The organism is Rhizobium sp. WSM1328 (assembly GCF_057653715.1).
In genome coordinates this window covers 975,713-989,185 of the sequence record NZ_CM172788.1, presented here as the reverse complement: position 1 = coordinate 989,185, position 13,473 = coordinate 975,713, and the positions used below count along the sequence as shown (strand labels likewise).

The window sequence follows — 13,473 nt, the reverse complement described above, 5'->3', positions numbered from 1 at the left end:
TATAATGTGAATGCAAGAGGAATTTCATGCCGCGTCGCCGCACACTGTCCGACGAACAGCTTCTCGCCATGGTGCTGGCGCTGATCCATGCCGAGGGGCCGGAGGCGGCGACCTTTGCGGCGGTGGCGAAAACGAGCGGTCTTTCCGGCTCGACGCTGGTACAGCGCTTCGCCACGAAAGCGGCGATGCTGCGCGCCGCGCTGCTTTATGCCTGGGACAGGCTTGATGCGGAAACGGCGCGGCTTGCCGAGGTCGTGCCGAAAACGCAAGAAGGCGCCGTCGCGCTGCTCGTTGGCCTGTCGCAGGATTACGGCGATAATGCCGCCGCCTATGGCGAGGGACTGCTGGTGCTTCGCGAGGATTTTCGCGATCCGGTGCTGCGTGCCCGGGGTGCGGCCTGGGGAGCGGCACTGACGGCGGCAATCGCGCGATGTTTCGGCTCGGCGAAGGCGCCGGAGACGATCGCCCGGCTGATGCTGTCGCAATGGCAGGGTTCGCTCATCTGGTGGGGTTTTGGCGCCGAAGGGCCGGTGGCTGCCTATGTCCAGACGGAGTTGCGGCATTTCCTCGCCGCGGTACCTGTCCATTCAGGTTAAGAGGCCGTGAAGATCATCGCCTTGATAAAATAAAGCAAGGCGGCAGTCGCGACGATGGTCGCCAATGTGAGCAGCAGTCCGATCAGGGTGACGAGACCATCCCGCTCCATCAGGGCGACGGCGAGCACCACCAGCGAGAACACCGGCAGAATATTGCCGAAGGGGATCGGCAGCGCGATCACCACGGCGAGCAGGAAGACAGGAATGCCGAGCAGCGCCTGCACCGTCGGGCCGGTGAGGGCCTGCAGCCGGCCGGCGCGCACGACCTTCTCCACCCGGGCGATCACCGGGACCGCGTGACCCACGACGAGATCGAGCGCCGCCGATGAAACCCGGCGATCCCTGACGATGGCGGGCAGCCAGACCTTCCGGCCGCCCGCAACGATCTGGAGGGAGACCAGCGCCAGCGCGGTACCGAAAACCATTCCGAATGGCCCGGGAATCGGGGTCAGTGCCGGGATTGCCAGGAACAGGATGGTGAAGGCGATGCTGGTCGAGCCCATCGCCTCCAAAGCCTCACCGATGGAGAGGCCGCCCTTCGCCCGGGCGAGTTCCAGCATCTCCCGGAGCCGCGCGGTGGCCACACCGCGCGGCGGCCGTCTATTTCCGGCTTGATCAGACATTACGCAGTCCATTTTCAGCTGGTCGCCGTCACGCACCCGCGCCGGCTCCCTTCAGGGCGCCGACCAGGGCTGCGCATTGCGGGTCGCTGCCGTCGAGAAGTTCGGCCGGCGCGGTATGACCGATCGCTATGCTGACGACTGTGGCCGCCGCCCAGCCGTAGTCGCCGGCGGCGCGCTCTATGAGCTTCGGCCCCTGGGATGTCAGGCAGGCCTGGGACTGGCGGACGATCTCCACGGGAAGCCGGGCGCGCTCAGCCTGTTGCTGGATCTCAGCCTGCAACGGATCGACGACGAGCAGGGCAAAAATCCAACCGATGAAATTCGAAATCATATCTGTTTCCTTCTTTGTTGACGTATTCCCTGTGCAGAGCCCGCTCAGGCGGGCTGTTGCGGATCCCGCGTCTTGAGGAGGCTCCAGACCACGCCGGCTGCGATGATCGCGAAGGTGATGCTGAGCGAGAGCGCGGCCGGGAATTTTTCAAGGCCCAGCAGGTCGGCGAGGAAGATCTTCGAGCCGATGAAGATCAGCACGATGGCAAGCGCCGGCTTGAGGTAACGGAAGCGATGAATCATCGCAGCAAGCGCGAAGTAAAGGGCGCGAAGGCCGAGGATCGCGAAGATGTTCGAGGTGTAGACGATGAACGGATCGGTGGTGATTGCGAAGATCGCGGGGACCGAATCCACGGCGAAGATAGCGTCGGCCACCTCGACCATCACCAGCGCCATGAAGAGCGGCGTGATGAACCAAGTCATCCTCCCCGTCCTGGGATTTGCCTTTCTGACGAAGAACCGTTCGCCGTGATGTTCCTCGGTGACGTTGAAGCGGCTGCGCATGAAGCGCACGAGGATGTTCTTCGAGACATCAGGCTCTGCCTCCTTGATGACCAGCATCTTGATGCCGGTGACGATCAGGAACGCGGCGAAGATATAGAGAAGCCAGGCGAATTCGGCGACCAGCGTCGCGCCGACGCCGATCATGATGGCGCGCAGCACGATGACGCCGAGAATGCCCCAGAAGAGCACCCGGTGCTGGTAGATGCGCGGCACGGCAAAGAACGAGAAGATCAGGGCGATGACGAAGACGTTGTCGAGGGCCAGCGTCTTTTCGACGACGAAGCCCGTCATATAGGCAAGACCGGCCTCGGAGCCGAGGTACCACCATACAAAACCACCGAAGGTAAGGCCGAGCGCGATATAGAGAGCGGAAAGCCTGACGCTTTCGCCGACGCCGATCTCCTTGTTCTGCTTATGAAGAATACCGAGGTCGAACGACAGAATGGCGATGACGAGGGCGAAAAAGCTCGACCACATCCAGAGCGGCGTTCCCAGCCACTCGACGAACAAAAATGAGAGATTCAAGGATAGTCCCCTGTCGGCACTGGTTGTCGGAGAAGAGGTCCGACATCGCAAGAGTGCCGAAGCTCTCGCCAGAGGGGCCCGGACCAGCGGGTTGCACCGCAAGTAGGGTCTCACTTTTCAATAATCAAGCAGCGGCCAGTGCCAATTTTACGCATCGCGCCGGAGGTAAGGCGTGCGCTGTGCGAATGCGTCATTCGCCCCGCAAGAAAAACCTTCGCCAGCCGTCTCAGGCGTCCTCGTCGTCCTTCTCCTCGCCCACGGTCAGCGGCCAGTCGACGACGTAATCCTCGAGATCGTCGAGATCGATCTCATTTTCGTTGATCGCGCGGCCTCGCGCGGAAATGCCGGCGGCATGGACGGTCTCCGGATCGCCGGAGACGAGCGGGTGCCACCAGTAGAGGTCGCGGCCTTCATTGACCAGCCGGTAGCCGCAGGTGGGCGGCAGCCAGGCGATATCGGGCACGTTCTCCTTGGTCAGCTGCACGCAGTCCGGCACGAAATCCCAGCGGTTCTCATAGCTGGAGCAGCGACAGCTTTCGCCGTCTAGCAGCTTGCAGCTGACCGAGGTGAAATAGATATCGCCGCTATCCCATTCCTCGATCTTGTTGAGACAACAGAGGCCGCAGCCGTCGCAGAGGCTTTCCCACTCGGCGACGGTCATCTCGGCAAGCGTCTTGCTCTTCCAGAAGGGCAGATCGTTCATCGTCGTTTCATGCAACAGCGACCCGCAAATTCGCGTGACCCTTATGCATCTCTCTTGTTATCGGCCGCAAAATCAATCAATCCTTCAGTATACTCCTGGTACTCGGAGAATTCTCTCCTGGTATCGGAGAGATTTGCGGCCATATGCGGGCCTCGCGCTTTTGTCGGTTATGACCGAAGCGAGATCAGGCGGGAATACAGGACGTGCAGGATCCGGACAACCCAGGAAATGGGCCAGGAAATGGGCCAGAAAACGGGCCAGAAAAAAGGCCCGGAAAAGCGGCGAGCGAGGCAGCGGAAAAGCGGCCGGCGAAGAGCCGTCACATTCTACTGCGCATCGATTCCTGGATCGATTCGACCGTCTGGAACGCCGGCTTCCGCGCTGCCGAGATCTGGGAAGACATTACCATTTTCTTCCGCCGCTTCCGCGTGCGCGGCTGGAAGCGCATGGTCTTCGAACTCGCCGGCGAAGGGCTGACGCTCGGGACGGCCGGCTCGGTGCTGATGCTGCTGCTTGCCCAGCCCGCCTTCGAGGCAACCAAGGAAGACTGGCGCAACCGCGGCGATTTCGCCGTCACCTTCACTGACCGCTACGGCAACGTCATCGGCCATCGCGGCGTCATCCACCAGAATTCCGTACCGATCGACGAGCTGCCGGATTCGCTGATCAAATCGGTGATCGCCACCGAGGACCGGCGCTTCTTCGACCATTTCGGCATCGATTTCATCGGCCTCTTCCGCGCCATGAGCGAGAATGCGCGCGCGGGCGAAGTCGTCCAAGGCGGCTCGACACTGACGCAGCAGCTCGCCAAGAACCTGTTCCTGTCGAACGAACGCTCGATCGACCGCAAGGTCACCGAGGCGTTCCTGGCACTGTGGCTCGAGGCGAACCTTTCCAAGAAGGAAATCCTCTCCACCTATCTCGACCGCGCCTATATGGGCGGCGGTACTTTTGGCGCGGCGGCGGCGGCGCAGTTCTATTTCGGCAAGAACATCACCGATGTGAACCTTGCCGAATCCGCCATGCTTGCCGGCCTGTTCAAGGCGCCGGCGAAATACGCGCCGCATGTCAACCTGCCGGCGGCGCGTGCCCGCGCCAACGAAGTGCTGACCAATCTGGTGCAGAGCGGGTTGATGACCGAGGGCCAGGTGATCGCCGCCAGGCGCAATCCGGCCACCGTCGTCGACCGCAACGAGGTGGAATCGCCCGATTTCTTCCTCGATTGGGCTTTCGACGAGGTCCAGCGGCTTTCGTCGCGCTTCCACCAGCATTCGCTGATCGTGCGCACGACCATCGACATGGGCATCCAGCAGGCGGCGGAGGATTCGGTCGAGACGTCGCTGCGCGAATATGGCGAGGCCTATCACGCCAAGCAGGGCGCGATGGTGATGATCGAAAACGGTGGCGCCGTGCGCGCCATGGTCGGCGGCCGGGATTACGGGGAGAGCCAGTTCAACCGCGCCAGCAGGGCGCTGCGCCAGCCGGGCTCGTCCTTCAAGGTCTACACTTATGCGGTGGCGATGGAGAGCGGCATGACGCCGCAGACGACGATCGTCGATGCGCCGATCTACTGGGGCAACTGGAGCCCGCACAATTACGCAAACCGCTATGCCGGCCGCATCACACTCGAGACCGCGATCGCCCAGTCGATCAACACCGTGCCGGTGCGGCTCGCCAAGGAAAAACTCGGTATTCAGCCGATCCGGGCGATGGCGAAGAACCTCGGCGTCGAAACGCCCATCCGCGACGACGTCACCATCCCGATCGGCACCTCCGAGGTGACGGTCCTCGACCAGGCGACGGCCTATGCCACCTTCCCGGCCGGCGGCTACCAGTCGCGCCGCCACGGCATCACCCAGATCCTCGATTACGACGGCGACGTGCTCTACGATTTCGACCGTGACGAGCCGGCGCCGAAACGCGTGCTCTCCGAACAGGCCGACGCCTATATGAACCAGATGTTGTCGCGTGTTCCCTATGTCGGCACGGCGCGCAAGGCAGCCCTCGACAACGGCATCCTGACGGCCGGCAAGACCGGCACGACCCAGGCCTATCGCGACGCCTGGTTCGTCGGCTTCACCGGCAATTACACCTGCGCCGTCTGGTTCGGCAATGACGACTACACCTCGACCAACGAGATGACCGGCGGCTCGCTGCCGGCGATGACCTTCAAGCGCGCCATGGACTACGCCCACCAGGGTGTGACGCTGCGCGCCATCCCCGGCGTCGAAAATCCCCTGCCCTCGGAAAAGGACCTCGCCAAGACCGCCGCCGCCAAGCCGCAGGACGGATTGCCGCAGCTCATCCGGCCGCGCATGCTCTCGGTTCAATCGACCGACATCCTCAAGAAGCTCGGCGAAAAGCTGAAGAATGCCGCCCCGCTCGCGCCAGCGAAGGTGGCGAGCGCGGAGTAGCAGGCTCCGCCTGGCGCACGATCCCGAAATCAGCCTCCGCCCGCCTCGATATATCGGCACGGATTGCCGTTGCCGCACTTGGCATGACGGCTTTGCCGCATGGACATAACCGTGGATCAATCGGCTCCCATGTCACGGCGCGGCATTCCACCCTGCCAGAATCAGTGGTAACCCTTTCATCCGATATGGTTTCCAAGGTCTTGACGTGTTTCGATTCCCCCTCTTTATCGCGATCACGCTGATCGTCGCCTTTGGCGGCGGGATCATGATTTCGCTTTATGCGCTGGATGCGACACAGGGTTTCGGGGCGATCAAGCTCGGCGCCTGGGAGGCCTTTCCAGCGCTGCAGACGGTCGAGGCCGATCCTTATGCCAAGTCGCACCGGGCACGCGCCGGCAAGCTGCTCTATGGCAGCGCCGAGGGCCTGACGTTTACGGCGAGCGTCGACGACGAGGGCGCGCGGCTGAATGCCGGCTGCCGCTACCGCATCAGCGGGCAGACGCCGCCTGCCCGGCTCTGGACCCTCTTTACCGCCGACAATGGCGGCAATCCGGCGGCGGTGACGACCGGGCATCCCTCAGCGCTGAATTCCTGGACGGTGCTGCGCCAGCAAGATAGCGGCTTCTCGATCGAGATCTCAGCCGTCGCACAGCCGGGCAACTGGCTGGCCTTGCCACAGGCCGGCACCTTCCGGCTGGTGCTGACGCTGTTCGACACCCCGACCGCCGGCAGTTCCGGCGTGATCGACCTCGCTATGCCGAAGCTCACCAAGACCGGATGCGGCAATGCTTAGGATATTCTTCGCGGTCCTGACCGGTCTTTTCGGCGCAGCCCTGCTGCATCTCGTGATCATCCTGTCGCTGCCGCATTTCACCGGCAGGGATGCGGCGACCCGCGTGGAGGCAGAGGGCGACCTCAACAATTTCTACCTGCTTGGCAACCAGTATGACGAAGCCGGCCTTGCCAATGGCGACCCCTTCCTGCGCACCGCCGTCTGCTCCTTCGACGTCGAGGATGCGCCGGTGCATTTCACTGCCAAGGGCAATGTGCCCTTCTGGTCGATCGCGATCTACGACAGCGCCTCCAACGAGGTCTTCAGCATGAACGACAGGACATCGGTCGGCGGCGCGCTCGATGTGCTGGCCGGCAGTCCGATCCAGCTGACAGACCTGCGCAAGAACTTGCCGCAGGAGCTGCAACAGGCGATCCTGGTGGAAATGGCCCGGCCTGACGGCTATGCCGTGCTGCGGACGCTGGCGCCGCAGGCGAGCTTCGATGAGGCTGCGCGCAACTTCCTGACGGAAGCCGGCTGCGAGCAATTCGCCGCTCGCTGAGGTTGAAGAGCGGTTACTTCTTGTTGACGCGTGGCGCGGGCGCCGGACGATGTTTCGGGCTCTCGGCCAACCGCTCGTAGCGGACGCCGGTGAACCAAAGAATCTTGGCTTCGCGGGGCTCTTTGTCCGGACGACGCGGCGCCCGCGGCTGCCGATCCGCCAATGCGACTACTATTGCCATTCTCGTCTCCATGCACTGCCCGAGACGGATGAACTTGCGATGGATTTCACCCTGCCCGCCAATGTGCGGGCCGGCGCGTCCTGCAGTACCGGGATGACCGGACCGAGGGCATTCGCGCCTTTCCCACGGCACCTGATTGAAATACCGTGATGCGGAGTTTCAACGATCCAAATACTCAAATCGCGTCGTTCCTATCCGAATTGAGACAGATGACAGTTAACAGTTTACTAATATTCGGCCGATGCCAAACACAGTTCACGTTACTTCCCCTTTAACGCTCGAAGAGTTGATTTGGTTTCACCCCGCCTGCGCAAACTGCCGGCTGGAGTTCAACGGATAAATTTAGAAACAATTCATATAGTTGACATCGGCGCTGCAATCCGCCGGCCGGGAAAAGCGCGATGTTGCAAAAATACATCACGAAAATATTTAATTGCGAGGCGCGCGGATGCGCGTATGTTCGCTCATGTCGATCACACGTTTCCGGGCTCCGATCGATCGGGATTTTCCACGTTCTTGCCGGAATGCGGAGGGCAAGCGGTGTCTTTGCTGGTAAATTCATCTTTCTCGCCTGACGATCTCGACGTGCTGCGCAGTGCGCTTGATGCCTGGTGCACAGAACGGCGCATCGACATCAAAAGCGTCGACGCGCAATTCGCGGCATCCGCAGCACTCGACCTTTATCAGGCAGGTTACGACAGCCGCGAAAAGCTGCTGCACGCGCTACGCGATCAAAGGGCCTGAGTTTTTCCACCATCACGGCAGCGATAGGCATCGTTGCAGTACTCCTTTCAAACCGCGCATTTTTATATTGCCGGCCAACCATGTCGCGACACTTTTCGCGTGTATATTTCTGTAGCATTTTAATAAAATCTTCAGCATGCATTAACCGTACCGGTGTAGGATTTGTTCATAACCGTATGGCCTGACATGCGTTCCGCCAGCGCATATCGGCCCTTGGTCCCCTTGTTCTGCGTTTTCGGGGTGTTTTTGTGCGTGACCGGTTTCGAGACCTAGAAGGCCCCTTGGCCGTCAGGAAAAAGGACGTGGTGTTGATGGCGACTGTCAGCAGTTTCGAGAACCTGTCTCATCCGACAAGGTCCGAACTGCGCCAATTCGCCGAACTTTTCATGCCGCTGTTCCAGGCTTCCTCCGACGAGGCCAAGCGCCAGGCGGTCGCGGCGCTGTCCCAATGCCAGAACATGCCGGCCGCTGTAGCGCTGTTCATCGGCAACCAGCCGATCGAGATCGCGGCGCCTTTTCTTGCCGCCTCAAAGGCAGTCGCCGACGACACGCTGATCACCATCGCGCGCATGCAGGGTGCAGCACATGTCAAGGCGATCGTCAGCCGCGATTCACTCTCGCCGAAGGTCATCGATGCGCTGGTGGCGCTGCGCCAGAGCCAGCCGCGGTCCGCGAGCGCATCGGCGCCAGTGATGGAATCGCCGGCGGTCCCGCTTTCACCAGCGCCGACTGAGACCAACGAGGCAGACGCGCTGGAGGAACAGCGGATTGCCAATGAAGAGGCGTTGCGCGAGCGCATCCTCGGGCTTGCCGGCCATCTCGGCCGTGCCGACGAGGACAGGCTCGGTCTGCGCACGCTCACCGACATTCAAGAGGCGCTGCTGGTGCGCTTCGCCCGTTCGCGTGAGGCGACGCATTTCGCAACCGCGCTTGCCGATGCGCTTTCCGCCAGCCGCTGGCTTGCCGAGCGCATCATGCTCGATCTTTCCGGCCAGCAGCTCGCCACGACGCTGACCAGCCTCGGCATGGGCTTTCTCGACGCCGTCTTCGTGCTCGAAAGGCTCTATCCGCACCTTGCCGAACAGCAGCATAACGTCACGCGCGGCTGGATGGTGCTCGATGCGCTCGACCCGGAAGAATGCCACGAACGCGTCGAAGCCTGGCGGCGCGCCGATCGCTACACTTATAAGCCGGAAGCGCCCGCCATGCCCGCGCCGGCGGCAACGCCCGACTATCGCTTCATCCGCCAGGCGCCGCCGCAGCGCGACATGCGCGTCATGGGACGGCGGTCTCGCTGAGCTGCAGGTTGATGACCTTGCCAGATATCAGCGCCTCGAAATGACGCTGAGCTGACGAGCGCCTTGGCTGTCAGCCGTCCTTCGCAAGCGGGATCATGTCCCCCAGTTCCTCCGCCTCCAGCTCGACGATCCAGAGATCGGGATCGAATTTGCGTTCGCGCTCCAGCATCGTGCGCACCGCTTCCGGTTCGCCGCGCGACAGGCGGATCTCGAACAGGCGGTCGCCGGCCTGGCCTTCGTCGAAGGCGGTCTGCGGCGCCGGCGCGTAGAGCGTTTCCAGGCCGTCGCGGAAGTGCTGGCGGATGAAGATCGCACCCGCCTCCTCCGCGCCCTTCTTCTCGACGGCGGCGAAATCGCCGCTGGCAAAGACGCGGCGCAAGAGGGCGGAAACGAAGATGTCGGCGCGTAATCTCATCGGCGCGGTATAGACCGGCGCGCCGGTGGCGGCAATGCGGGGTCGGTCAGAGTTTGACCCCTGGGGCGTCAGAGTTTGACCCCTGGGGAGTCAGAGTTTGACCCCTGGGGGTCAGACCTTGACTGCCAGCCGCACGCCTCCCCAATGCCGTCCACGGACGGTGATCGGAGCGGAGATATCCTTCATCATCACGAAATTGCCGCCGCCCATGTCGCGCCTGTAGGTCTGGACGAGGAAGGGCGCGGTGCTGCGGCCGGCGGCAAGGCCGACGCGATCGGCGAAGATGCGGCGGTTGCGGCAATTGGCGGTGTTCCAGACGGTGTCGCCGGGCCGCTGGGCTTGCGAGAACTTCCGGTTGTGAGTCGGCAGATAGCCGTTCTCGTCGATCGCCGCGCAGAAGGCGATGCGCTCGTCCAAGGTTGTGACGGGTTCCTGGATCGGCGGCAGCAGGCGGTCGGTGAGTTCGGTGAAGGCTGCCATCACCTGTGCCGGATCGGAGCCCGCTATCGGCCGATAGCGTCGGTCGAAGAGAGCATCGAGCCCGATCTGCCCTTCAGCGACGGCACGTTCGAAGGCGCCGGAAATCTGTCTTGCCACCGACTGCGCTTCCTCGATCCAACGGCTGTCGGCAGTCTTGACGCCGGCGCTCGCCGTCAGCTGGATCAGGGTTTCCGAGAGGCCGACGACGCTGTCGACGCGCTTTGCCGCCTGCTGTAGCCTGACATTCGAGCCGGCGACCTCGGCTGACATCTCGCCGAGTTTCTCGACGAAGCCGGCGCATTGCTGGTCGACCGCCTCGGTGGTGTTAGCCATGACAGTCGAACTGTCGAGGATGCGGGTGATCACATGTTCCATGCTTTCGAAGGCGCCGCGCATCGCCTCCGACTTGTCACGCACGCCGGCCGCACTGTCGCGCGCATCGCTGCCGACGGCCGACAGCCGGTCGATCTTGACACGCAGTTCGTCCAGCGTCTGCTGGATGGAACCAGTCGCCTTCGAGGTCTGCAGCGAAAGGGCTCGGACCTCGGTGGCGACGACCGCAAAACCCTTGCCCGCATCGCCGGCGCGCGCCGCCTCGATCGCGGCATTCAGCGCCAGCAGGTTGGTCTGGCGGGCGATGATGCTGATCTCCTCGGCAATATTGTCGACATCGGCAAGCGACTTGGAGAAGGCGGCAATCTCAGTGCCGATCTCGTTGGAGGACTGGACCATATGGCCGATCTCGGCGACGGAGCCGGTCAGGCGGTCGGCCGATTCTTTCAGCATGTGGCGGGCCTCGGCCGCCGTGCGGTCGGTCTCGCGCAGCGACACGGCGACCGAGCGGTTGGTGTCGGCAATCGACAGCGCGGTGCGGGTGACATGATCGAAGGCCGAGGCATGCCGGGCCGACATTCCCGCCATGTCCTGGATGGCGCCGGCGATATCGACGAGGTCGATGCCAAGGGTGGAGGCTTCTTCGGCAAGACGCAGCAGGATGTGGCGCAGCGCCTCGGGATCTGGCCCCACCGCTTCGACCACAGGTTCTGCGGCCAGATCGTCTATCGCCTTCAGCGCATGCATGACCGACGCTCCCCCGCCCCAATCAGAAAAGCTTCAGGCAACATGGTTAACAAGTTGCAAACAGTGGCAGCACCTTAGACTTAGGTTGTAGGGAAATCGAACTCCGTGACTGTGGGCCGGCCGTGCGGCGCCCGATCAGCTGGCGATGAAGCCCGTCAGCCGCTCGCTCAACTGCCAGAGGCGTTCGGCGAGTTCCGGATCGGTTGCCCAAGGACGGACGCCGAGCATCTCGGTCGAATCGCCGGGGACGGCGGTGGCGATATCGCAGTTCTCGCAATAGACGCCGCCGAGCCCCTCTAGCTTCTCGCTGACGGCGCACCAGACGGTGGTCGCCGCCCCCTGCTCAATCGTCTTCTTGTTGTTTTGCGGATCGATGACCGGCTTGCCATCCTCGTCGACATAGCCGCTCGTCTTGAGGAAGTCGCTCGACTGGTGGCGGACCAGATCGGTGGTGACTATACCGCCGGGATGCAGCGAGAAGGCTCTGACACCGTGCTTCGCACCCAAAGCGTCCAGTGAGATCGCAAAGAGAGCATTTGCCGTCTTCGACTGGCCGTAAGCGAGATAGGGCGCGTATTCGCGGTTCTCGAAATTCGGATCATCGAAATCGACGCCGGAGAAGACGTGACCGCGCGAGGAGACGGCGACGACGCGCGCGCCCTCGGCCTTCACCAGTGCCGGCCAGAGGCGAGCCGTAAGCTGAAAATGGCCGAGATGATTGGTGGAGAACTGCGATTCGTAACCGCGGGCGTCACGCGTCAGCGGGTTCGCCATGACGGCAGCATTGTTGATGAGCAGATGCAGGGGCTCGACGCTTTCGAGGAAGCGGTCGGCGAAGTCGTCGATCGAGCCGGGGTCCATCAGGTTGAGCTTTTCCAGCGCAAGGCCGGGAATGCTTTCCACGGCTGCCTTGGCTTTTTCGAGATTGCGGGCGGGGACGACAACCCTGGCGCCAGCTTCGGCGAGCACACGAGCCGTCTCGAGACCAAGACCCGAATAACCGCCGGTGACGATCGCGACTTTGCCTGAAAGATCGTGTCCGGCAATGACGTCGGTGGCGGTCGAGGCCGCACCGAAGCCGGAACCGATGGGAGCCTGTGGAGTGGACATGACATGCCTCCGCTGTGTGTGATGGCCTTATGTACGCCCGGGAAATGGGATTCTGAATGCTTGCAAATCCGAATTTCCTGCTTCATCGTTCAAAAATGATCAGTGACCCACTCTCCGAAATGCTCAATCTACTCGATGCGCGCTGCCTTGTGTCGGGTGGGCTGATCGCCGGCGGCGCCTGGGCGCTGCGCTTCCCCCGGCCGAACCGAATCAAGATCAGCGCGGTCGCCAAAGGGCGCTGCTGGCTTTGCCTCGACAATGGCAGTGAACCCATTCTGCTCGAAGCAGGCGACGTTGCGCTTCTGAACGGCCGGCATTCGTTCGTCCTGGCGAGCGACCTTGCCGTTACGCCCACTGACGCGGTCGGCGCCTTCAAGGAGAAGGTCGACGGCCTGGCACGCCACGGCGTTGGCGAGGATTTCCATTATCTCGGCGGCCACATCGCGCTCGGACCGCAGGGCATGGAGCTGCTGTCCGACGTACTGCCGCCGATCATTCATGTGCGTGCCGCCCTTGCCGAAGCCGGCGTGCTGCGCTGGCTACTCGACCAGTTGGTCCGGGAGATGGCGGCAAAGCGGCCAGGCGCCCTGCTCGCCTCGACCCAGCTTGCGCAGTTGATGTTCGTGCAGGTGCTGAGGGCGCACATCATGAGCTCGGCGCCACTGACGGTCGGGTGGCTCCGCGCCTTCGGCGACGATCGCATTGCGCCGGCGCTGCGGCTGATGCATGGCGATCCCGGCCGGTCCTGGCAGCTTGGCGAACTGGCAAAGGCGGCCGGCATGTCGCGCACGAGCTTTGCCCTGCGGTTCAAGACCGTGGCGGGGGTGGCGCCGCTCACCTATCTCACCGGCTGGCGCATGCGCCTTGCCGAACGCGAGCTGCGGGAGGGCAGCATGCCGGTTTCGGCGCTGGCGCTTTCGCTCGGCTACACATCCGAAAGCGCCTTCAGCAACGCTTTCAAGCGGATGACGGGTATGGCGCCCAGGCGCTATCGCGTGGCGATGGCCCGCGAGGCCGGGCCGATCGAAGAGGTGGTGGATGTCGAGGGCCAGGCGATGACGACACATTACCGGCTGTTGAAGGCGGCATCCTAGTGGTTAGAGCATTTCCGTTTTGCTCCAAGTCGCGAAAATGCT

Annotated in this window: 15 protein-coding genes; 7 read left to right on the top strand and 8 right to left on the bottom strand. The window is 62.7% G+C overall.

The window, feature by feature from the left end; translation table 11 throughout:
* The first annotated feature begins 26 nt into the window (after positions 1-26).
* Positions 27-596, top strand: coding sequence for a TetR/AcrR family transcriptional regulator (locus AC2444_RS05065; protein WP_012756675.1), 570 nt, complete (start codon positions 27-29; stop codon positions 594-596).
* Here the strand turns inward: AC2444_RS05065 and AC2444_RS05060 are convergent.
* The 4 genes from AC2444_RS05060 to AC2444_RS05045 all read right to left on the bottom strand — a co-directional run bounded on the left by AC2444_RS05060 (position 593) and on the right by AC2444_RS05045 (position 3,281).
* Positions 593-1,219, bottom strand: a complete 627-nt coding sequence (locus tag AC2444_RS05060; protein ID WP_041935487.1) for an exopolysaccharide biosynthesis protein — start codon at positions 1,217-1,219, stop codon at positions 593-595. The genes AC2444_RS05065 and AC2444_RS05060 overlap by 4 nt on opposite strands.
* 28 nt (positions 1,220-1,247) lie before the next feature.
* Positions 1,248-1,550 carry a hypothetical protein gene (locus AC2444_RS05055; RefSeq protein WP_012756673.1) on the bottom strand — a complete coding sequence of 101 codons (303 nt, stop codon included), beginning with the start codon at positions 1,548-1,550 and terminating at the stop codon, positions 1,248-1,250.
* A 44-nt stretch (positions 1,551-1,594) separates the two neighbouring features.
* Positions 1,595-2,578 (bottom strand): TerC family protein, encoded by a 984-nt coding sequence (locus tag AC2444_RS05050; protein WP_128449112.1) that lies wholly within the window; start codon positions 2,576-2,578, stop codon positions 1,595-1,597.
* 226 nt (positions 2,579-2,804) lie between these two features.
* Positions 2,805-3,281 (bottom strand): YcgN family cysteine cluster protein, encoded by a 477-nt coding sequence (locus AC2444_RS05045; protein WP_012756671.1) that lies wholly within the window; start codon positions 3,279-3,281, stop codon positions 2,805-2,807.
* Positions 3,282-3,484: 203 nt separating this feature from the next.
* On the opposite strand from AC2444_RS05045, the gene AC2444_RS05040 reads away from it, so the two are divergent.
* From AC2444_RS05040 to AC2444_RS05030, 3 genes are all read left to right on the top strand, one after another.
* Positions 3,485-5,695 carry a transglycosylase domain-containing protein gene (locus tag AC2444_RS05040; protein WP_012756669.1) on the top strand — a complete coding sequence of 737 codons (2,211 nt, stop codon included), beginning with the start codon at positions 3,485-3,487 and terminating at the stop codon, positions 5,693-5,695.
* A gap of 205 nt (positions 5,696-5,900) precedes the next feature.
* Entirely contained in the window at positions 5,901-6,488 is a 588-nt protein-coding gene (locus tag AC2444_RS05035; protein WP_012756668.1) for a DUF1214 domain-containing protein, read from the top strand.
* Positions 6,481-7,029 (top strand): DUF1254 domain-containing protein, encoded by a 549-nt coding sequence (locus AC2444_RS05030; protein ID WP_012756667.1) that lies wholly within the window; start codon positions 6,481-6,483, stop codon positions 7,027-7,029. The genes AC2444_RS05035 and AC2444_RS05030 overlap by 8 nt, the downstream gene beginning before the upstream one ends.
* Before the next feature lie 13 nt (positions 7,030-7,042).
* On the opposite strand, the gene AC2444_RS05025 is transcribed toward AC2444_RS05030, so the two are convergent.
* A complete protein-coding gene (locus AC2444_RS05025; RefSeq protein WP_012756666.1) occupies positions 7,043-7,210 on the bottom strand; it encodes a hypothetical protein in 168 nt (55 codons plus the stop codon).
* A 540-nt stretch (positions 7,211-7,750) separates the two neighbouring features.
* Here AC2444_RS05025 and AC2444_RS05020 point away from each other — a divergent pair.
* Together AC2444_RS05020 and AC2444_RS05015 are read left to right on the top strand one after the other, a co-directional pair.
* Positions 7,751-7,954: a hypothetical protein gene (locus AC2444_RS05020; protein ID WP_012756664.1), complete on the top strand. Its 204-nt coding sequence runs from the start codon at positions 7,751-7,753 to the stop codon at positions 7,952-7,954.
* A 248-nt stretch (positions 7,955-8,202) separates the two neighbouring features.
* Positions 8,203-9,252 (top strand): DUF2336 domain-containing protein, encoded by a 1,050-nt coding sequence (locus AC2444_RS05015; protein ID WP_012756663.1) that lies wholly within the window; start codon positions 8,203-8,205, stop codon positions 9,250-9,252.
* Positions 9,253-9,322: 70 nt separating this feature from the next.
* Here AC2444_RS05015 and AC2444_RS05010 read toward each other — a convergent pair whose 3' ends face one another.
* The 3 genes from AC2444_RS05010 to AC2444_RS05000 form a co-directional block, all read right to left on the bottom strand.
* The gene (locus AC2444_RS05010) at positions 9,323-9,667 is read right to left on the bottom strand and encodes a DUF1491 family protein (RefSeq protein ID WP_012756662.1); all 345 of its coding nucleotides are present in this window, start codon (positions 9,665-9,667) and stop codon (positions 9,323-9,325) included.
* A 111-nt stretch (positions 9,668-9,778) separates the two neighbouring features.
* On the bottom strand, positions 9,779-11,227 hold the full coding sequence (locus AC2444_RS05005; RefSeq protein WP_012756661.1) for a methyl-accepting chemotaxis protein: 1,449 nt from the start codon (positions 11,225-11,227) through the stop codon (positions 9,779-9,781).
* Between the two features lie 135 nt (positions 11,228-11,362).
* Entirely contained in the window at positions 11,363-12,337 is a 975-nt protein-coding gene (locus AC2444_RS05000; RefSeq protein WP_012756660.1) for an oxidoreductase, read from the bottom strand.
* A gap of 56 nt (positions 12,338-12,393) precedes the next feature.
* Here AC2444_RS05000 and AC2444_RS04995 point away from each other — a divergent pair, with 56 nt between their 5' ends.
* Positions 12,394-13,431 (top strand): AraC family transcriptional regulator, encoded by a 1,038-nt coding sequence (locus AC2444_RS04995; protein ID WP_012756659.1) that lies wholly within the window; start codon positions 12,394-12,396, stop codon positions 13,429-13,431.
* Positions 13,432-13,473 lie beyond the last annotated feature (42 nt).